Below are 20390 nucleotides of genomic sequence, written 5' to 3'. Positions count from 1 at the left end.
GGAAACTTCCGTCTGGTAGGGGTAAAAGCTAATAACCAAAGGCTTACAGCTAAAAAGATATTTACAAAAAGTTAAAACTGTTCGCCAGATTAGCATAATTTGCCGTTTTTTATATTTTTGTCGGACCTTAAAACAACCTTATGAATTTTAAAAGGACCAACAACCTGGTCGGCTGGGTTATCTGCATCATTGCCTGTTTTGTTTACGTTAAAACAATGGAAGCGACAGGCAGCTTGTGGGACTGCGGCGAGTTTATTTCGAGTGCTTATAAAGTACAGATTCCACACCCGCCCGGTGCACCTTTGTTCGTGTTGCTTGGAAGATTGTTTACTATGTTCCTGAAACCATCAACAGCTGCTTTGGGCGTGAACTTTATGACTGCCCTGGCCAGTGGTTTCACTATTTTGTTCCTCTTCTGGACCATTACCCACTTTGCCCGCCGCTTAATGGTAAAACCCGGTGAAGAGATTTCCCGGGAAAAAATGATAGCCATTATGGGCGCCGGTATCGTAGGAGCACTGGCCTATACTTTCTCCGATTCTTTCTGGTTCTCCGCCGTGGAAGGGGAAGTATATGGTATGTCCTCTTTCTTTACCGCTATTGTATTTTGGGCCATCCTTAAATGGGAACACGAAGCAGATGAACCCTATGCAGACCGCTGGATCGTACTGATCGGCTACCTGCTCGGACTCTCTATCGGTGTGCACCTCCTGAACCTCCTCACCATCCCGGCCATGGTAATGGTATACTATTTCAGACGCTACAAAGTAACCGGTTGGGGTACTTTCTGGGCATTTGTAATCGGTTGCGGCATTACCGGTATTGTACAAAAATACCTGATCCAGGACACTGTGAAGGCTTCCGGTTATATGGACGTTTTCTTTGTAAATAGCCTGGGCATGGGATATTTCTCCGGATTTATCTTCTACTTCGTCGCTATCATAGCCATATTGGTGATCGGTTACAGGAAACCGAAATTCGGTATCTACGCCCCTTTCATCGTGATCGCCACTATCATCTTGATACCTGTTTTCAACGATACCAGCGGCGGTGTGATCTTCTTTAAAGTATTGTTGGCTGCCTTTTTTGTAGCTATACCTTACCTCCTGAAATCAGTAGGCGTGAAAATGGACCTGGCAAAAACCGCTCATTTTAGCCGCCTCACTATCATGTTCGTACTGTTCATGCTCCTGGGATACTCTACTTATATTACCACTATGGTACGCTCTACTGCCAATCCTTCAGTAGATATGTATAATGTAGATAATCCTATTTCACTGGTAGGATACCTGGGCCGCGAACAATATGGCGACTTCCCACTGGTATACGGACAAGTATTTACCGCACGCCCTACAGAATACAAGGAAGGTGGTAACATCTATGCCCGCGGTGCCAAAAAATATGAGATCTCCGGTAAAAAAATGGAACCGGTATATGCACCAGACGATATGATGCTGTTCCCCCGTGTATGGGATGGCAGCAACGATCAGGGGCATGCCGACTTTTACCGCACCTGGCTGGGCCTCCAGCAAGGCGAAAAACCTGGCTTCGTCGATAACATCAAATTCTTCCTGCAATACCAGGTGAACTTTATGTACTTCCGCTACTTCATGTGGAACTTTGTCGGAAAACAAAACGATACCCAAGGCTATGGCAACGTAAGGGATGGTAACTGGATCTCTGGTATTCCGTTTATTGATAACCTGATCTACGGCGACCAATCCATGATGCCAGACAGTCTTAAAGATAACAAGGCGCACAACACCATGTTCTTCCTGCCCTTCATCCTGGGCCTGCTGGGTTTCTTCTATCAATATAAACACCACCGTAAGGATACACTCATCGTATCACTGCTGTTCTTCTTTACAGGTTTCGCCATCGTTATCTACCTCAACCAGGCAGGTAACCAGCCACGTGAACGTGACTACGCCTATGTAGGCTCTTTCTACGCATTCGCAGTTTGGATCGGCCTGGGCGTATTGTCTGTTTATAGTTTTCTGAAGAAGAAAATAAAAAGCCCGCTCTCCCCTGTATTGGCAACGGCTGTTTGCCTGCTGGCGGTACCGGTATTAATGGGCTTCCAGGAATGGGATGACCACGATCGCTCTACCAAAACAGTAGCCAGGGATGTGGCAAAAGATTACCTGGAATCCTGCCAGAAAGATGCTATCCTCTTTACCGTAGGCGATAACGACACCTATCCGCTCTGGTACGCTCAGGAAGTAGAAGGTATCCGCCCAGACATCAGGGTAATTAACCTGAGCCTCCTGGGTGTAGACTGGTACATCGATCAAATGCGTAAAGCTGTGAACGAAAGCCCGGCCATCCCTATGACCTGGACACAAGATAAATACCAAGGAGAAAACCGTAACTACATCCGCTTCTTTGATCCGGGAAATATTCCTGCTGATAAATACTTTAACCTGAAAGAAATCATGGCCTTCATGGGTAGCGATGATCCTAACAGTAAAGTAACTACACAGGATGGCGGCTCTGAAAACTTCCTGCCTACCCGTCAGCTGTTTATTCCGGTCGACAAACAAACGATCCTGGAAAATGGCGTAGTAGCAGCGAAAGACAGTGCGAAGATCCTCCCTTCCATGCCTTTCAAAATATCTAAGAATTATCTGCTGAAAAATGACCTTGCAGTATATGATATCATTGCAGCCAATAACTGGAAAAGACCTATCTACTTTACCAGCCCTACAGACCTTGGCCTCAACGACTACCTGCAAACCGACGGTCTCACCTACCACCTGGTGCCGCTGCCTAAAGCTACTTCAACAGATCCGCTGGGCATGGACATCAACGCTAACGTAGGCGTAATGTATAACAACCTGATGCATAAATTCGAATTCGGTGGCGCACAAACCCGCGGTACCTATTTCGATGAGCCAAACCGTAAAATGATCATGTACCTGCGCCAAGCATTTACCAAACTGTCTGTTGCCATGACACAGGAAGGGCTGGCCAAAGACAGCGCGCTGAATGTGCTCCACTATATGGACAAAAACATACTGGAAACCAACTTCCCTTATGCACTAACCACACCAGGTAATATGCATAACTATACGTCCATCCAAACCATCTATGCGTATTATATGGCTGGAGATGCGAAAAGAGCAGATGAATTGGCCGACAAGGTGATCAAAGATTGCGAACAACAAATTCGTTACTATAGCTCCCTGCCTGCCAGCAAAATGACCAACGACTTACAACGTGACGGCCAGAATGCACAACAATTCGTCGCCTGGCTCCACCAGATGAAAGGTGAATTCGGTGTAAATGGCACCAAAAATAATAAAGAAGGACTCCTTCAGGTAAATACCCAGGAAGATTCCAATGCTGTAAATACAGCGGATTCTATCCAACAGTAATCACGGAAAGTAACAGCCACTCCCGTTTACCCAGTTGCTTTAACTATCTGTAAAACACCAGCGCCCAGGGCTTCTCCCCTGGGCGCTGGTGTTTTATCCTTGTATCAGTATCGACTACATGTTACTTACCATTGTTCTCCAGAAAGCGGCACTAGCCTTTACTTCTGGTACATTATTATCAAAGTTGTATTCATATTCTGCAGAAAACAGTCCTTTGAATTTCTGGTTTTTCAAGGTTTCCAACACTTTTGGCAGTTGACAAACACCATTGCCCCAAACTACGTCGTGGGAATCAGGAGATTTGTCGTTCAGGTCTTTGAAATGCAAACTTACAATATGTCCATCCAGTTTTTTGATGCATTCTACCGGATCAAGGCCAGAACGTACCCAGTGGCCTATATCTGCACAGGCACCCATTAATTTGCTTCTACCCTTAATAGCTGCCAGCACCAGGTCTGGATTCCAGTAAGGACTGGGTTTAGGATGGTCGTGGAGCGCCAGTTTGATCTGGTACTGGTCGCACAAAGAAGAGATCAGGTCCAGGTCTTCCGCCTTAGGCTCAGAAGTAATGCTCTGGATGCCCATTCTGTTGGCAAAATCGAACAACATACGCCATTCTGCGGCAGATTCAGGTACTACTACGCCAAAAGCAATCAGTACTTTACGTTTCTTTTTCAACAGCGATTTTACCTGCTCCTGTTTATCCGGCGACATATGGTAATCGAATTTACCTTCAATTCCGCCACCGATCACTTGTCCGGGGTAAGCTTCCACATACTGGATACCACAGCTATCCATTTTATCCAATGCTTCTGCAAACGTGAAATGGTTAAATGTCCATGCCTGTGCACCCAACTTCCAGCCCAAGGCGTCTGCCCTGCTTTGTGCAGCAGCAGATTTTGCAAACAATGCAATCGCCAGACCGCCTGCCAGCACTAATGCATTTCTCAGTTTTTTCATATAGATATTTTTTTGATGATTGAAAGTACTTGGTTTCAAGCAAAAAATCAATGTGATGGAATTGATTTTTTTAATAACCCGGAGAAACAGGGCCGGTAACAACACCCTCCACCCCCCTCTTACCCCCTTGTTCATCCGGGATGTCCAAAGAAATCATATGAATCACATCATTTTTTGGCGTATTTTTATTATAGAAGACGGTTATTTTAATACAATAGAAGATGTGTTATGAGAGGATTACAATTTACCAGGTTCAACCCGGACGATAACAAAAAGCCACCTTTCCAGCAATTACTGGACCTTTTTACCCAACTCCTTACCTATACCAGCGGTGATATTACGGAAGCCCTGCAATGGCTCACCGAACTAGACAAGGAATATCAGCTCACCAACGGGGAATACGGTATTGGCGACTTTATAGAAGATCTGAAAAATAAGGGATATATCCGCGAAAATGAAGAAAGCGGTGAAATCGAGATTACCTCTAAAGCCGAACAAACCATACGCAAAAATGCCCTGGAAGAAATTTTCGGCAAACTAAAAAAATCAACTGCCGGCAATCATAATATCCGTAAACCGGGTATGGGCGACGAGCTGAACGCCGAAACGCGGCCATTCGAATTTGGAGACGGAGTAGATCAATTGGATATTACCGCATCAATCCGCAATGCCCAGATCAACCATGGCATCGATAGCTTCTCTATCCACCAGGATGATCTGGAGGTAAAGGAAACTGATTTCAAAACCCAGACCTCTACCGCGCTGATGATCGATATCTCCCACTCCATGATCCTGTATGGCGAAGATAGGATCACCCCTGCCAAAAAAGTGGCGATGGCACTGGCAGAGCTAATCACTACCCGGTATCCGAAAGATACCCTCGATATTATTGTTTTTGGTAATGACGCCTGGCAGATAGAGATCAAAGACCTGCCCTATTTACAGGTAGGCCCCTACCACACCAATACGGTAGCCGGCCTGGAACTGGCCATGGACTTGCTCCGCCGCCGGCGCAATCCTAACAAGCAGATCTTTATGATCACAGACGGAAAACCCACCTGCCTCAAAACAGGTACCCAGTACTACAAAAACAGTTTCGGCCTCGATAGGAAAATACTCAACCGTACCCTTAACCTGGCTGCACAATGCAAAAAACTAAAAATACCGATCACTACCTTCATGGTGGCCTCCGATCCCTGGCTCCAGAAGTTTGTACAGGAATTTACGGAAACCAATAGCGGCAAAGCCTTCTTCTCAGGTACAGACAAACTCGGGCAATTCCTTTTCCGCGATTTTGAAAACGGCAAAAGAAAGTTCTATTAAAGCAGGCAGCCTTCCCGGCTAACAAGCCTGCAATATTTGTAATCGTAATTATCACAGATGAATACAAGCATAAAAACACTAGGCGAATTAAGAAAAAGTGGCTATAAACCAGTTTCAGTGAAAGAAGAGATCAGACGGAACCTGATCAAAAAATTAAAAGATAAGGAAAGTACCTTCCCTGGCATCATCGGTTATGAAGACACAGTGATCCCCGATACAGAAAGAGCCCTGCTCTCCCGTCACAACATCCTTTTCCTGGGCTTACGCGGACAAGCGAAAACACGTATGGCCCGGCAAATGACCGACCTGCTGGATGAATACATCCCGGTAGTGGAAGGCTCGGAAGTAAACGACGATCCGTTTAATCCACTCTCCCGCTATGCCCGCGATCTGATCGCAGAAAAAGGAGACGATACGCCTATTACCTGGCTACACAGCAGCGCCCGCTATGGTGAAAAATTGGCCACACCAGACGTTTCTGTGGCCGACCTGGTAGGAGATATAGACCCGATCAAAGCGGCCAACCTGAAACTCAGCTACGCCGACGAAAGAGTGATCCACTTCGGTATCATCCCACGCTCCAACCGCGGTATCTTCGTGATCAACGAACTACCGGATCTACAGGCCCGCATCCAGGTATCTTTGTTCAATATCCTCCAGGAAGGAGATATACAGATCAGAGGTTTCAAAGTGAGAATGCCGCTTGATATCCTGTTTGTATTCACCGCCAACCCGGAAGATTATACTAACCGCGGCTCTATCGTTACGCCGCTGAAAGACAGGATCGAAAGCCAGATCATCACCCATTACCCGAAAACAATAGAAAACGCCCTGCTCATCACAGAACAGGAAGCCAATATTCACGAAGAACAAGCGAAAGTACAGATCGCCGATATGGTGAAACGCCTCATCGAACAGGTGTCTTTCGAAGCGCGCAGCAGCGAATATGTAGACAAAAAAAGCGGGGTATCTGCCCGCTTAACGATTGCCGCTTACGAAAACGCAGTAAGTGCAGGAGAGCGCCGCGCCATTATCAACAAGGAAAAAGAAACCCAGGTACGCATTGCCGACCTTCAGGCTATTATCCCTGCCATCACCGGTAAAATAGAGCTGGTGTACGAAGGAGAACAGGAAGGCCCCCTGCAGGTAGCCCACAACTTGTTGGATAAAGCTATCCGTACCCTCTTCGCTATCTATTTCCCGAATCCGGATTCCTTTAAGAAAAAGAAACAAAGCGCTCCGGTGGAAAATCCATACCGTAGCGTGATCCAGTGGTTCGATAAAGGTAATGCCGTACAGCTGCTGCAAGATATCAGCGACAAACAGTACGAAACCACCCTAGCAAAAGTGGAAGGCCTAAAGGAACTGGTGAAAGCACGCTTCCCTAAAGCTAATAATAAAGAATCCCTCTTGCTCATGGAATTTGTATTGCATGGCCTGTCTTCCTACTCCCTGATCAGCAAAAAAGTGGTGGAAAATGAAACCCGCTTCAGTGATCTCCTGGGCACTATGATGAATTTCAGCCTGAGCAACGAAGAATCGGAAGAAGAATAACCACGTTATATATACGAAGAGGCTACCTCCCTATGTTTGCAAAAACGGAGATAGCCTCTTTATTTGGGTATAGCCCCTTGCTCCTTTCCACAAACTTCCCTATTTTGTATAATCGTTAATTCCACAATTCCACCACAATGAATAACTCGCGCAGAAATTTTATTAAGTCCACGTCTACCTTAATGGCCGGAGCTGGCCTGGCATCCGCGTTCCCCGGCACCCTAAAAGCTGCTGCTGCCAGCGACCGGGTAAATATTGCTGCTATTGGCATCAATGGCATGGGCTGGTCTGATCTGAATGCCATGCTGAAAAATCCGGCGGCCCAATGTGTAGCTTTATGCGACGTAGATGAAAACGTATTAAACAAACGGGTGGCCGAGCTGGCACGAAGAGGCATCCAGGTAAAAGCCTATAGCGATTACCGTAAATTATTAGCAGATAAGGATATTGATGCGGTGATCATCGGCGTACCAGATCACTGGCATTGTTTACAAATGACCGACGCCTGTGCTGCCGGAAAAGATGTATATGTAGAAAAGCCCATGGGTAATGCTATCGTAGAATGCCGGACCATGGTGGCTGCACAGCAAAAGTACCGCCGCGTTGTGCAAGTGGGGCAGTGGCAGCGCAGCCAACAACACTTTAAGGATGCAATCGACTTTGTACACAGCGGACAACTGGGCAAGATACGCCTGGTAAAGGCCTGGGCTTACATGGGCTGGATGAAATCCATTCCTGTAAAACCAGATGGTACGCCGCCGGCGGGAGTAGATTATACTTCCTGGTTAGGCCCTGCTGCTACCCGTCCTTTCAACGAAAACCGCTTCCACTTCAATTTCCGCTGGTATTGGGATTATGCAGGTGGTCTCATGACCGACTGGGGTGTACACCTGCTGGATTATGCCCTGTTGGGTATGAAATCCGGCGCTCCCAAATCTATTATGGCAGCCGGCGGCAAGTTCGCCTATCCAGACGATGCTGCGGAAACTCCGGATACACTGACAACTGTATACGAATTTGATGGCTACAACATCCAGTGGGAACAGGCTACCGGCATCGATGGAGGACCTTATGGACGGGATCATGGCATTGCCTTTATCGGCAATAACGGCACCCTCGTGCTAAACCGTGGCGGTTGGGAAGTAATACCGGAAAAGGGCAAAATGGAAGCAGTACCCCGGCAAAAATCTGTTGATAACGGATTAGACTTACATACCTCCAACTTTATAGCTACCGTGAAATCACGGCAGTTCGGCGACCTGCACGCCCCAGTGCAGGCAGGCGCCCTGGTGGCTACTACCGCACAAATGGGTAATATTGCCTATCGTACAGGTAAAAAGCTTTATTGGAACGATAGTGCCGGCCAGTTTACCGACAACGATGCCAACAAATTCCTGGTGGCAGCTTATCACAACGGCTATAAAATTCCTGATATTATCTAACTCAACCGTATAATGTGGCAAATAGTACCGTACCATATAGGCAGATGCTGCTAGTAGCTAGAAGCTAAGCGATAAAAATACGGCATCACTGATGGGATTATCATAATAGGCTGCTATTGGTTGAAATCCCAAAGAAGTATAGAGATCGATGGCTGGCCGCATATGCGCCAAAGTATCCAGCAAGATGCGCTTATAACCCAGCCGGCGGCTCTCTTCAATTGCAGTGCTGGCCAATGCTTTACCTACACCATGGCCTTTAAAGGCGTCTTTTACAAAAAGACGTTTCATTTCTGCAGTGCTATTATCGAACGACCGGACAGCAACGCAACCTGCCAGCTGCCCATCTACTAATGCCAGCAATAAAGCTCCTGTAGGAGGAACATATACTCCTGGTAAATGGGCCAACTCTTCTTCAAATTGCTGAAAACTGAGGTCTACATTTAACCAATTGGCATATTCACGGAAAAGCAGCTTCACCTGTTCCACGTGCCTGGCATCTTCGGCGGTTACTTTAATAATCTCTGTCATAGCCACTTCTTTTTATAGTACATAAAACACAACAGGCCTTCTGCATGCAGAAGGCCTGTTGCTTGGATAAATATTGGCACTCTCCTGTTATTGGAAATTGCCGCGTATCTTCTTATCAATCACATATGCTGTAAAACGTAGCTTGCGTAAACTATTGATAAAACCTGTTGCCTCCTATAATTGCTCCTGCTTCATGCGGGGTATGCAATATAATATTTTACATTGATAAAAACACATCAGTCAAAATAAATCTTTCTTAACTTTAAAAACCGCCAGCAGTAAGGCATTTGAAGCCTCTTCTCCCCTAACGGACCAGATATACGCCTTTATAATAACCGGTATACCTACCCAACTGTTAGACAGCGATGTAGAAATATGATGAAGAATTACTTCATGAAAAACCTATTGAATCTATCAGTTGTGACATCCTTTTTTCAGGTTCATGCATCCTTTTTCAGCAAATGATTGTTAACTGAAAAGATTTATCTCCGATGATAAAAAACGCTTTCTTACTCCTTCTGTGCTGCTATCCTGTACTGGCATGCGCCCAGCAACAGCCGGCAGATACGGCGGCGGCACCGCCGCCCAAAGGGTTATTCAAAAAGATGATCTATTACTTGAAACACACTAACGACGTTAAAAAGAAAAAAAAATTTGATTTCAGCATTATTGGGGGTCCTTACTCTGCACCCGAAACCAATGTTGGCATTGCCATTATGGGGGCTGCCCAGTATAAAACAGACTACCACGACCCTAACTTAGCAATATCTAACGCTAATGTATATATCTCTGGCTCCCTCTCCGGCTTCTATGGCGTTGGCCTTAATGACAACACTATTTTCCGTCACGATCGCTATCGCTTAAACGCCCAGGCTGCATTCAACTATATGCCTGATAGGTACTGGGGCATCGGCTATGATGCCGGCAACCTCAAAAATAACTATACAAAATATACGCTGGTAACGGATAATATTGCTGTTGATTTCGGCAGGCGCATTCTCTCTGGCCTATACGCCGGCATAAGTGTGCTGGCCAATAATAGCAGGGCAAGCAAAATAGACAGCAGCGCAGGAAAGCCCATCATGCCTACCTTACACGAATTTGATTTTGGCATAGGCCCATTTGTAGTATACGATACCCGCGATTTTATACCCAATCCTTACAAAGGCATCTACGCCAGGCTGGGCTACCAAATCTTCCCCGCTTTCCTGGGCAGCACGTCAGTTTTTTCCACCTGGACATTACAGCTGGATGCATACCAGCCCCTGTGGAAAGGCGCTATTTGGGCCAACGACCTGTATGGAGCAACCAGCGGCGGCGATGTCCCCTGGACATTGCTACCGGAAGCGGGGGGCGCCAACCGGCTGCGTGGTTACTACCAAGGACGTTTCCGTGATAAAAACTTCATCGCCCTGCAAACAGAATTACGGCAAAGAATCTACCGCCGTAATGGCCTGGTGGTATGGGTAGGCGCCGGCAACGTATTCCCCTCTTTTCCCGCCTTTACGCTCAACCAAACCCTCATCAGTTACGGCATTGGCTATCGCTGGGAATTCAAAAAGCGGGTCAATATCCGGTTGGACTATGGCCTGGCAAAAGACCAGTCGGGCTTCTACTTTGGCATCAATGAAGCTTTTTAAATACCTGAACTATACATCAAATGATTCATCTGCATTGGAATAAACAATCTTTTCTGCTCCTCCTCTTCGCCGTAATGTGGGTAATTCCCAACATGGCATTAGTATATATCCGGTTCTCCTGGCTAAACTTGCTGGCTAACTTGCTGTTTCCCTTTACCATTGGCCTCAGCCTCCTTTCTATTTTCAGAAAGCCAGGTATTATGGTACTGGTGATGTTGCCGATGGTAATCATTCACGCCTATGAGATCGTATTCCTTTACCTGTTTGGCCGGGAAGTAATCACAACTGATATGTTCCTCAACACGGTTACTACAGATATGGAAGAAAGCAGGGAGCTACTCTCCAACATCTATCCGGCTATTCTGCTGGTATGCATAATTTATATTCCCATGATCGTTTTGGGTATTATATCCTGTCGTATGAAAGAGCGGCTCCATGCAGGTTTCCGGCGAACATTCAGTTTATTGAGCGCATTGGCCGCCCTCGCAATGGCTGTTATCATCCTGGCTGTTGGCATGCGGATAGATGTGAGCGTGTACCCACTCAATATGATGTACAATTTCAACTTTGCGATCAACAAATGGTACCGCGAACGGAATTACCCCATTACCTCTGCAGGCTTCAGCTTTCAGGCTACCAAGCGGGTACATGCACGGCAACGTGAAGTATACGTATTGGTAATAGGGGAATCTGCCCGTGCGATGAACTGGCAGCTACTGGGCTATCCACTCCCTACAAATCCTACCCTCAGCCGCATTCCGGGCCTGATCGTATTTTCCAATATTACCACCCAGTCGAACGCTACGCAAAAAAGCGTGCCCCTCATCTTATCTGCTGCCAGCGCCAACAACAGCGATGCCCTCTACAACCAAAAGAGTGTGCTTACCCTCTTCAAGGAAGCCGGCTTTAAAACTATCTTCATTACTAATCAGATCGCCAATCAACAATTGCTAGGTTTTTATGCGCATGAAGCCGATCAATGGATAGACATTAATGCCGGCCCCAGAGAGAAAGAATCGGTGGGTAAATATGATGAAGATATGCTGCCTGTTTTCTCCCAGGCCCTCGATAAGGATACTGGCAACCTCTTTATTGTATTGCATATGCATGGCTCGCATTTCAACTATGCTTACCGCTATCCGCCTAATTATGCGCTGTTCCAACCCGACCATCCGCTGCAGATTAAATTAAGCCACAAACAAGCCTTATTAAATGCTTACAACAATACAATTTTGTACACCGATCACTTCCTGTCGGAAGTAATCCGCCTGCTAGATGCCCGCCAACTCTGCTCCAGCATGCTCTATCTCTCCGATCACGGAGAAAATCTTTTCGACGACAACCGCCACCTCTTCCTCCATTCCACTCCCTTTCCTACCATCTACGAACTGCACATTCCATTGCTGCTATGGTGTTCCCCACAGTATATAAACAACTGGCCTGCCAAAGCAGCCATTGCCAATCGTCATACCGCCTTGCCGGCAGATACACGTATTGTATTCCACACCCTGGCCGATATGGCAGGTATTAGCACGCCCTGGTTAAAAGAAGATGAGTCATTGATCAATGTGGCCTTTGTGCCGGAAATTCCCCGTCTGATCCTAGGCGATCATGAACAACCACAGGTATTTACCACATACTTCCAGCCGGAAGATTATAAAATATTGAAAGCCATGGATACAGCTTCTTTTAAAAGCCCGCTCACGCGCAAATAATGGATCAAATTGAAAACTGATCCCAAATAATATCCGCAAAATAGCTGTAACCTTGCTAGTAAACAAAAAAGCCGCATTACTGCGGCTTTTAGCATTTATTTTTTTGAGGTTCCGAGCGGATTCGAACCGCTGTACGAGGTTTTGCAGACCTCTGCCTAGCCACTCGGCCACGGAACCATTTGTTGATATAACCGCCGCTGATGCCCCACTGGCGTATATCTCATTCGTTTTGTGGGATTGCAAAAGTAGTCAATTTCTGATTACCACCAAATATTATTTAAAAAATATCTAAAAAAAATTTTGATAATAATACAGAACAAAGGAATATTGAGGACCGAAAGCCGACAGGTAAATGGGTGAAATATAAAAATTAATACAATGGATAAACGTATTGCCGAGTCAGAATTGATTATCAACAACCGTGGAGCAGTGTATCACCTCGATGTAAGACCCGATGAACTGGCTCACACCATCATCACCGTCGGTGATCCTGATCGCGTAGGTGCAGTAAGTAAATACTTCGATACCATTGAAGGCAAATTCCAACACCGCGAATTTGTTACACATACCGGATATATTGGTAAAAAACGTTTATCCGTAGTGTCTACCGGTATTGGTACAGATAATATCGATATTGTGCTAAACGAACTGGATGCCCTGGCAAATATCGATTTCAACACGCGCATGGTAAAGCCTGATCTCACTTCCTTGCAGATCATACGCCTTGGCACTTCCGGCGCACTGCAGGAAAGCATTCCGGTAGATAGCTTCGTGGTGTCTTCTCATGGCCTGGGACTCGATAACCTGATGCACTACTACGCCTTTGAAAACACAACGGCAGAAAAACAATTGCTGGAAGCCTTCCGTGGCCAGGTGTCGTTGATACACGGTGGCGCAGGCCCTTACCTCTTCGAAGCATCTGCCTCCCTACACCAACATTTCCAGACAGGCTTTCATACAGGCATCACCGTTACCTGCCCAGGTTTCTATGCCCCACAAGGACGCGTACTGCGTGGCGCCCTCTCCAATCCCCACCTGATCGACGATCTTACAGGGTTCTCTTATGAATCCCACCGTATCACCAACTTCGAAATGGAAACTTCCGGTATCTATGGAATAGGACGCGTACTGAAACATGAATGCCTTTCCATCAGCGCGATTGTGGCAAACCGTATCCGCCAGGAATTCAGCAAAGATGGCGGCGCTGCCGTTACGGCCCTGATAGAAAAAGGATTGGAAATTATAGCGGCTATCTAGCCTTTGCCGTAGTAGTGCCTTCCATTGCGGCATTACTTTATTTTTTATCTTTGTTCATTATGAACAATATCCACTTCTATAAATACCAGGGAACCGGAAATGATTTCATCATCATGGATAACCGGGAAGGACAATATAACTGGCTCACAGATGAACAGGTGAATGAATTATGCGACCGCCGCTTCGGTATCGGAGCAGATGGTCTCATGCTCCTCAATAAAAGCGAAGACTACGACTTTGCCATGAAATACTACAATGCAGATGGCCATGAAGGCTCTATGTGTGGTAATGGCGGCAGGTGCCTGGCGGCCTTCGCCCACAAAATGGGCATTGGCGATGGTAACCTGTATTTTATTGCGTCAGACGGAGAACATGAAGCCACCCTCGACGGCGATAGCTGGGTAAACTTAAAAATGCAGGATGTACACGACCTAGAACAAGGCTCCCTATACTATTACCTGAACACCGGCTCTCCGCATTTCGTAAAATTTGTGGAAGATGTACAGGCTGTAGATGTTTTTAATGAAGGCCGCGCCATCCGCTATAACGAACGCTTCGCCGCCGTAGGCACCAACGTAAATTTTGCCCAGCCTTTTGAAAATGGCATCTTTGTTCGTACTTACGAAAGAGGTGTAGAAGATGAAACCTACTCTTGTGGCACTGGCGTAACCGCCGCCGCCCTTACCTTTGCCGGCAAAGAAGAAAAAGAGTACGTGGTGCCGGTACAAACACTGGGCGGGCAACTCGAAGTACGTTTCACCAAAACATCTGAACGCACATTCGATAATATTTGGCTCTGTGGCCCTGCTACCCTTGTTTTTGAAGGAAACATCACCGTGAAATAATCACGGTTTTACAGCATATGCTACATGGTATGTTTTACCAGCTTCTTCACAAATCCCAGCCATACACGGGCAAGATTATAAGGAATCAGCGGAAGCGGACAAGACAACAAAATAAATGCAGAAAAATAAACCGGGTTACCCGTGGCTCTCTTCGAGAATATTTTCTTTAAATATTTTCGAAGAGATTTTTCCCCCAACTGGTGGATACCAGTAGTTTCTTCGTTCATCAACAATTTTACCCGCTCATCACTGGTTAATTTAAAACCCCGCTTGCCCGCACGGATCGTAAATTCAAAATCAGATCCATAATGCGGTAACATCCCCGGGCGTAATCCACCAATCTTCATAAAAGCGGCTACCGTCATAAATAGGCCGCGGGTAGACAAACAGTTTACATCTTCTTTGCGCTGCGCAATATCAAATGTCATTTTCCTCCAATTGGCCACTACGCCTATATCCAGCAGTTTACCGGTTTGCCGGCTATATGCCTGCGATAACAACAGGGTATCAGGCGCCGTACGCATATAATCGACCCCTTGCTGTAAATAATCCGGCTCAAATTCTACATCGTCATTTTCTATCAATACAATATCATCTTCTTTACCCACATTCTCCTTCACCCACAAATACCCCTGTTGTAAACTACCTCCCCACCACCAATCACCTGTACCTGTTAATACAGTAGCTGTAGGCAAATAAAACCGCACCATCTCTGCAGTACCATCGGTAGACCCATCATCTACCAATACTAGGTGATAATTTTTATAGGTTTGTTTTACCAGGCATTCCATAAACAACCGGGTAATATTGATCCTGTTATGAACAGGGAGAATAATATATACAGTAGGATTCATTCACTATTATGGTTTCCTTAAAAAATAAATGCAGTTATCGCCTGCATTCAACGCATCAAACACACGGGTAATGATATGATTCACTTTCAACCGGTGAAATCCTGCGATCATTTTCATTTTAAATTTCTGTGCTGCCGTTTTGGGCGCATTGGGCGTCCAGAATACCGACTTCTCTCCTGGTTTCGGATAAGTAGCCATATGCAACCATTGATAATGCAGCCACTCTGAATTAGTGACCGTAAACGATTTCTCCAATACCAGGCCGGCATCTTCTGCAAATTTTTTCATCGCTTTACGGCTAAACAGGTGCAAATGGTAAGGCGTATGCCAATGCGCCCATTTTTTGCCAAATGCCGGAATACCCCAACCTTTGGCATTAGGCGTAGTCAGGATGGCCACCCCGCCTGGCTTTAATATTTTTGCTATTCCCTGTAAAGAATCCATAGGGTCTGTTACATGCTCTATCACCTGGTCCATTGTCACATAATCAAAATATTCCGGTTGGTAATCTCTTGGATCAAACAATCCTGCTTTTACCTGAAAACCAAACTTGTCTCCTACCCGCTTAATATTCTCATCAGCTTCCACTCCATACACCTCACAGCCCCTGTTACGGTGATACCCCAAGGTTTCCCCAAATCCACAACCAATGTCCAGGATTTTTACATTTTTAGGAACATAGTGATAACCAGCGCTACGGGAACCCTGGAACCAGGGCTTAAATCCACTGAGCTCTTTGTAAGGAGCCCAATCTTCCAGTTTCAATTGCGTTCTTGGATAATAATTGGAATACAAGTCGCCGATCATCTCCGGCGTAAAATCGGCTGCCAGGGAAAGAATATCGCAGTAGTTACATTTATACATCGTAAAACGCCCAGGGTAACCATAACGGTTATCATACAACTCTTCAGCAACTACCTGTAAAGGGCTATCACAATATTTACAGTTCATATTTTTCATGATAACAATGATATCTGTATTAAATTTAGCGTTTCCTACGTATTCGCTGCACCATCGCCCGGGCGGTACTATCAATATCCTCTGATACCTTGAATGCCAGAATACCGCCTATAAACACCCCTGAAAATACAATACTTCTTATAACAATATCCAATAACGCATTTCCCGTATGCGGCGGCAAAAGACCCACCCCATAAGCAACAACAGCAATAACAATGGCTTTAAGCGTTTGCCGGGTAAAGGGCTGCAATCCGAATTTCTTCCAGATAAACACACAACGGATACAGTTAAACACCAGCATAGACAGGAAGTCAGCATATCCAGACCCCATAATACCGAAGGTGCGTATCAATGTATAATTCAACGGAATGGATAAAATAACCAGGATCACAGAACTATACAGGTCAAAACGCCATAAACGCGAAGTGCTCAGCAACTGCGCATTCACCCCCGTTCCCAGGTCTATTACTTTAGATAGCCCCAGGAAAAAGAACACATACTTCCCCACGCTGTAGCTAGATGGCAGCAACTGAAAAAAGCTATCTATACTTAACCAGATGCCCAGGTAAATATACAACGCTGCAATCAACTGTAAAAGGGAGGATTTCTGGTAAATCTCATGGATTTTACCCATATTTTTATCTATCCATGATTGCGCCAGTACAGGTAATGCAATGGAAGAAATGCTGCGCTGAGGCACCTGTATCATCGTAGCCAGATAAGTAGCAATGGAGAGATAAGCCACCTGCTTCAAACCATCGGTACTGGAAATGATCAACGGCGCCACATTTTTCGCAAGCAGCGTAAAAAAAGTAGCGCCCAGGATAGACGCAGTATAGGTACGCATTGAGCGAAAAAGCCGGCGTGTTACGTTGCTTACCCGGAAACTCAGGTACAGCTGACCCTGCTTCCGCAGGTATATCAGCAATATCACCAACGCTACCCCCCACAACAAATTTAATAACCACAAAAAAAGATCAAACCCGATAACCCCGAACAAGTACAATACAATCAGCAACATAGTCGCCAACCGGATACCCACTTCCTTCAAAAAGTTGGGCATTACTGTTCTATGCCGCGACCAACTGTAGTTCTCTACAATGGAAAAAAAAGCATAGCAAAATATAAATGGATAAAACTGATAGAAATATGTCAGCAACATGGGAGCATTCACGGAATATTTCCTGACAATCACCCCCTTGAAAACCACGGTACCCAACACAAATAACAAATATCCCACCAAAGTAACCGCCAGCGCCCAGGTAAGCATATCATTTTTCTTATCTTCCAGATGGCTGGTATAATAAGGATAGAACTTATTAATGGTAGGACCCATACTCAAAGTACACAATGGCACCAATACAATCCCAATTTCCGGGAACATGCGGGTGAGTGCATACTGATCGTCCGTAAAAAAATGCGGGAAAAGAAAAAGCGTATTGATCCCTCCAATGGCAAATCCAAGATAAATCAGTACCGTAGATATAATGCTTTGCTGTTTTACTACTCCCATTAAAATATTAGCATATTGATGTATATGAATTCCGGTCCACAATATTACATTAAAAGTCAACATGATTCAACATTTTAACTACCTTTGCGCCCGATGATCCAGTATTTTACAAATATTGACTCCAAAACGGTAGAAATCAGCCATCCGGAGAACGGGGCTTGGGTAAATATTACGCCCCCGCTCAGACAGGCCGAATTCGAACAGTTATCCGAGGGGCTGGATATTCCACTGGACTTCCTCACCGACTCGCTGGATATCGATGAAAAATCGAGGTATGAGATAGAAGACAATGTAAAGCTCATTGTACTGAAAACACCAACCGAAAATAACTCGATCAACGAAAGCGATGCCTTTTATATCACGATCCCGATCGTAATTATCCTGACCCATCATCAGATCATTACCGTTAACTCGTTCGATAACACTGCTATCAAAAAATTTCTGAATACTTTCCATAACCGCTCTCCTGAAAAGAGAAATATGATGGTGCTGAAAATTTTCGAGAAAGTGGTCATTAACTTCCTGGATTATCTGAAAGAGATCAACCAACGCAGGAATATACTGGAAGCCAAATTGTACGACGCTAACCGTAATGAGGAACTGCTGGGCATTATGCGTATCCAGAAAAGCCTGGTGTACTTTGTAACTGCCCTCCGCAGCAATGAATTATTACTGATGAAGCTGGAACGCAATAATTTTCTGGGATTAAATGAAGAGGAAAAAGAATTCCTGCACGACCTGATCGTAGATACTTCACAGGCGCTGGAAATGGCCAACGTATATACCAATATCCTCAGCAGCACGATGGATGCTTTTGCCAGTATCATTTCCAACAACCTTAACGTGGTCATGAAACGGCTTACTTCCATCACCATCATTCTTACCTTTCCTATGCTGGTAGCCAGTATCTATGGTATGAACGTAGATATCCCCTATCAGCATACTATGCACGCTTTTTATATCCCGATCATACTATCTATTGCCATTTCGGTGGTGATCAGCTGGTATTTTATGAAAAAGAAGTGGTTCTAATCTGATTTATATTATAATATGCAAACAGGATTCAACGTAAGGGTATACGGCATCATGATCAATGATCAACAACAGGTGCTGGTAAGCGATGAGTATATCCGTGGAAGTTATTATACCAAATTTCCCGGCGGCGGCCTGGAATTTGGAGAAGGCACCCTGGAATGCCTTGTCCGCGAATGGCAGGAGGAACTGGGCCAGGAAGTAAAAGTAGTGGAACATATTTACACTACCGATTTCTTCCAGATCTCTGCTTTCGATAATGTTACCCAGATTATCTCTATCTATTATCTTGTTACGCCAGTATCGGCTTTTACTGCGCCAGTCATCACCCAACCATTTAACTTCCCGGTGCCGGAAGGTGCAGAGGAAGTAGAGCGCGCCCGCTGGATCGATTGGAAAGACTTTTCTTCCGCTGCGGTAACTTTGCCCATAGATAAGGTAGTAGCAGATATCGTAAAAGTGAAATACGGCGCCTAAAAAAGGCGCCATTTGCACAATGCAGGCCTGACGCTAGTGCCAGCCCTATATCTAATCGTTCGTTAAGGTGGTTTCCAATAATGGTTCTTTACCCATGGCCGCCGCCTTCATTCTTTTAGCCGTATCATGCCCCAGGTAACGATCCACCCGGTGCTCCAACAGGTAGATCAACGGCGTTAACCCTACAGCCAACACAAATTTATAGCTGTAGTTAACCATGCAAATCGCCAGCACCCGCTGCCAGCTCCAGTTATTTCCCAACTTAAATGCAATGTACAACACGATGAAACTATCTACCAGCTGCGATACAATAGTAGAACCGGTAGCCCTTAACCATACATGTTTGTCGCCGGTACGCCGCTTAATCCGGTGAAATACGGTAACATCCACAATCTGGCTTACCAGAAAAGCCGTTAAGCTACCCAGGATAATCCACATGCCCTGCCCAAATATGCTGGCGAATGCCGTTTGCATATCCGGTACGCCGGCTTCGGCCTTACTGCCTCTCCACCAACTGTCGGCCGGTACGCTCATGGCTACCCAAAACATAATAAATGCATACGCGATCAGCCCTATCGCAACGTAAGAAATACGGTGCACCGCTTTAGGACCGAAATACTCATTTACAATGTCTGTCATCACAAATTCCAACGGCCATAATAATACCCCGGCGGTAAGGGTATAAGACAATCCACTTTCCCCGAACAGGGTAAAAGTATGCACCGGCAGCCCTAAGAGTTTCTCCAGCGAAAATAATTTTCCACCTATACATTCTGCAATCAGGGCATTAGCCACAAAAAAGCTCGTAAAGATGACAAAAAGTTTAGTGGGCTTATCGTTTAACAGATTTTTGATCATTAATAATTAACTATAAGTTGAAATATAAAGATGGCAATATTGAGCAAATATAACC

16 protein-coding genes and 1 tRNA gene are annotated in these 20390 nt (G+C 45.5%); 10 read left to right on the top strand and 7 right to left on the bottom strand.

All coding sequences use genetic code 11. The features are described from left to right. Positions 1–140 precede the first annotated feature (140 nt). Positions 141–3377: a DUF2723 domain-containing protein gene (locus ACDQ55_RS18390; RefSeq protein ID WP_420982950.1), complete on the top strand. Its 3237-nt coding sequence runs from the start codon at positions 141–143 to the stop codon at positions 3375–3377. Between the two features lie 114 nt (positions 3378–3491). Here ACDQ55_RS18390 and ACDQ55_RS18385 read toward each other — a convergent pair whose 3' ends face one another. Further along, entirely contained in the window at positions 3492–4337 is an 846-nt protein-coding gene (locus ACDQ55_RS18385; protein WP_420982949.1) for a sugar phosphate isomerase/epimerase family protein, read from the bottom strand. Between the two features lie 228 nt (positions 4338–4565). Here ACDQ55_RS18385 and ACDQ55_RS18380 point away from each other — a divergent pair, with 228 nt between their 5' ends. From ACDQ55_RS18380 to ACDQ55_RS18370, 3 genes are all read left to right on the top strand, one after another. Further along, positions 4566–5660 carry a vWA domain-containing protein gene (locus ACDQ55_RS18380; protein ID WP_420982948.1) on the top strand — a complete coding sequence of 365 codons (1095 nt, stop codon included), beginning with the start codon at positions 4566–4568 and terminating at the stop codon, positions 5658–5660. A 57-nt stretch (positions 5661–5717) separates the two neighbouring features. Beyond that, entirely contained in the window at positions 5718–7214 is a 1497-nt protein-coding gene (locus ACDQ55_RS18375; RefSeq protein ID WP_420982947.1) for a magnesium chelatase, read from the top strand. A 137-nt stretch (positions 7215–7351) separates the two neighbouring features. After that, a complete protein-coding gene (locus ACDQ55_RS18370; RefSeq protein WP_420982946.1) occupies positions 7352–8656 on the top strand; it encodes a Gfo/Idh/MocA family protein in 1305 nt (434 codons plus the stop codon). A gap of 57 nt (positions 8657–8713) precedes the next feature. Here the strand turns inward: ACDQ55_RS18370 and ACDQ55_RS18365 are convergent, their stop codons facing one another. Beyond that, a complete protein-coding gene (locus ACDQ55_RS18365; RefSeq protein ID WP_420982945.1) occupies positions 8714–9184 on the bottom strand; it encodes a GNAT family N-acetyltransferase in 471 nt (156 codons plus the stop codon). A 491-nt stretch (positions 9185–9675) separates the two neighbouring features. Here ACDQ55_RS18365 and ACDQ55_RS18360 point away from each other — a divergent pair, with 491 nt between their 5' ends. Continuing rightward, entirely contained in the window at positions 9676–10824 is a 1149-nt protein-coding gene (locus ACDQ55_RS18360) for a BamA/TamA family outer membrane protein (protein WP_420982944.1), read from the top strand. 20 nt (positions 10825–10844) lie between these two features. Continuing rightward, a complete protein-coding gene (locus ACDQ55_RS18355) occupies positions 10845–12539 on the top strand; it encodes a sulfatase-like hydrolase/transferase (RefSeq protein ID WP_420982943.1) in 1695 nt (564 codons plus the stop codon). A gap of 106 nt (positions 12540–12645) precedes the next feature. On the opposite strand, the gene ACDQ55_RS18350 is transcribed toward ACDQ55_RS18355, so the two are convergent. Next, positions 12646–12716, bottom strand: a tRNA-Cys gene (locus tag ACDQ55_RS18350). A gap of 201 nt (positions 12717–12917) precedes the next feature. Between ACDQ55_RS18350 and ACDQ55_RS18345 the strand changes: the two genes are divergently transcribed. Continuing rightward, on the top strand, positions 12918–13796 hold the full coding sequence (locus tag ACDQ55_RS18345) for a nucleoside phosphorylase (RefSeq protein WP_420982942.1): 879 nt from the start codon (positions 12918–12920) through the stop codon (positions 13794–13796). Between the two features lie 59 nt (positions 13797–13855). Then, complete coding sequence (dapF, locus tag ACDQ55_RS18340) at positions 13856–14641, top strand: diaminopimelate epimerase (RefSeq protein WP_420982941.1); 786 nt, start codon at positions 13856–13858, stop codon at positions 14639–14641. 20 nt (positions 14642–14661) lie between these two features. Here dapF and ACDQ55_RS18335 read toward each other — a convergent pair whose 3' ends face one another. From ACDQ55_RS18335 to ACDQ55_RS18325, 3 genes are read right to left on the bottom strand one after another with little or no spacing between them, the layout of a single operon-like run. Next, positions 14662–15495 (bottom strand): glycosyltransferase family 2 protein, encoded by an 834-nt coding sequence (locus ACDQ55_RS18335; RefSeq protein WP_420982940.1) that lies wholly within the window; start codon positions 15493–15495, stop codon positions 14662–14664. Between the two features lie 6 nt (positions 15496–15501). Continuing rightward, positions 15502–16455: a class I SAM-dependent methyltransferase gene (locus ACDQ55_RS18330; RefSeq protein ID WP_420982938.1), complete on the bottom strand. Its 954-nt coding sequence runs from the start codon at positions 16453–16455 to the stop codon at positions 15502–15504. A 25-nt stretch (positions 16456–16480) separates the two neighbouring features. After that, the gene (locus ACDQ55_RS18325; RefSeq protein ID WP_420982936.1) at positions 16481–18031 is read right to left on the bottom strand and encodes a lipopolysaccharide biosynthesis protein; all 1551 of its coding nucleotides are present in this window, start codon (positions 18029–18031) and stop codon (positions 16481–16483) included. Positions 18032–18061: 30 nt separating this feature from the next. On the opposite strand from ACDQ55_RS18325, the gene ACDQ55_RS18320 reads away from it, so the two are divergent. Then, complete coding sequence (locus ACDQ55_RS18320; protein ID WP_420982935.1) at positions 18062–19000, top strand: magnesium transporter CorA family protein; 939 nt, start codon at positions 18062–18064, stop codon at positions 18998–19000. An 18-nt stretch (positions 19001–19018) separates the two neighbouring features. Beyond that, positions 19019–19477, top strand: coding sequence for an NUDIX domain-containing protein (locus ACDQ55_RS18315; protein ID WP_420982933.1), 459 nt, complete (start codon positions 19019–19021; stop codon positions 19475–19477). 51 nt (positions 19478–19528) lie between these two features. Here the strand turns inward: ACDQ55_RS18315 and ACDQ55_RS18310 are convergent, their stop codons facing one another. After that, positions 19529–20335 (bottom strand): queuosine precursor transporter, encoded by an 807-nt coding sequence (locus ACDQ55_RS18310; protein WP_420982932.1) that lies wholly within the window; start codon positions 20333–20335, stop codon positions 19529–19531. Positions 20336–20390 lie beyond the last annotated feature (55 nt).

Source organism: Chitinophaga sp. 30R24 (genome assembly GCF_049056765.1).
Lineage (GTDB): Bacteria > Bacteroidota > Bacteroidia > Chitinophagales > Chitinophagaceae > Chitinophaga.
Note: the sequence above shows the minus strand (reverse complement) of the source record. Positions and strands in the feature narration are given on the sequence as shown.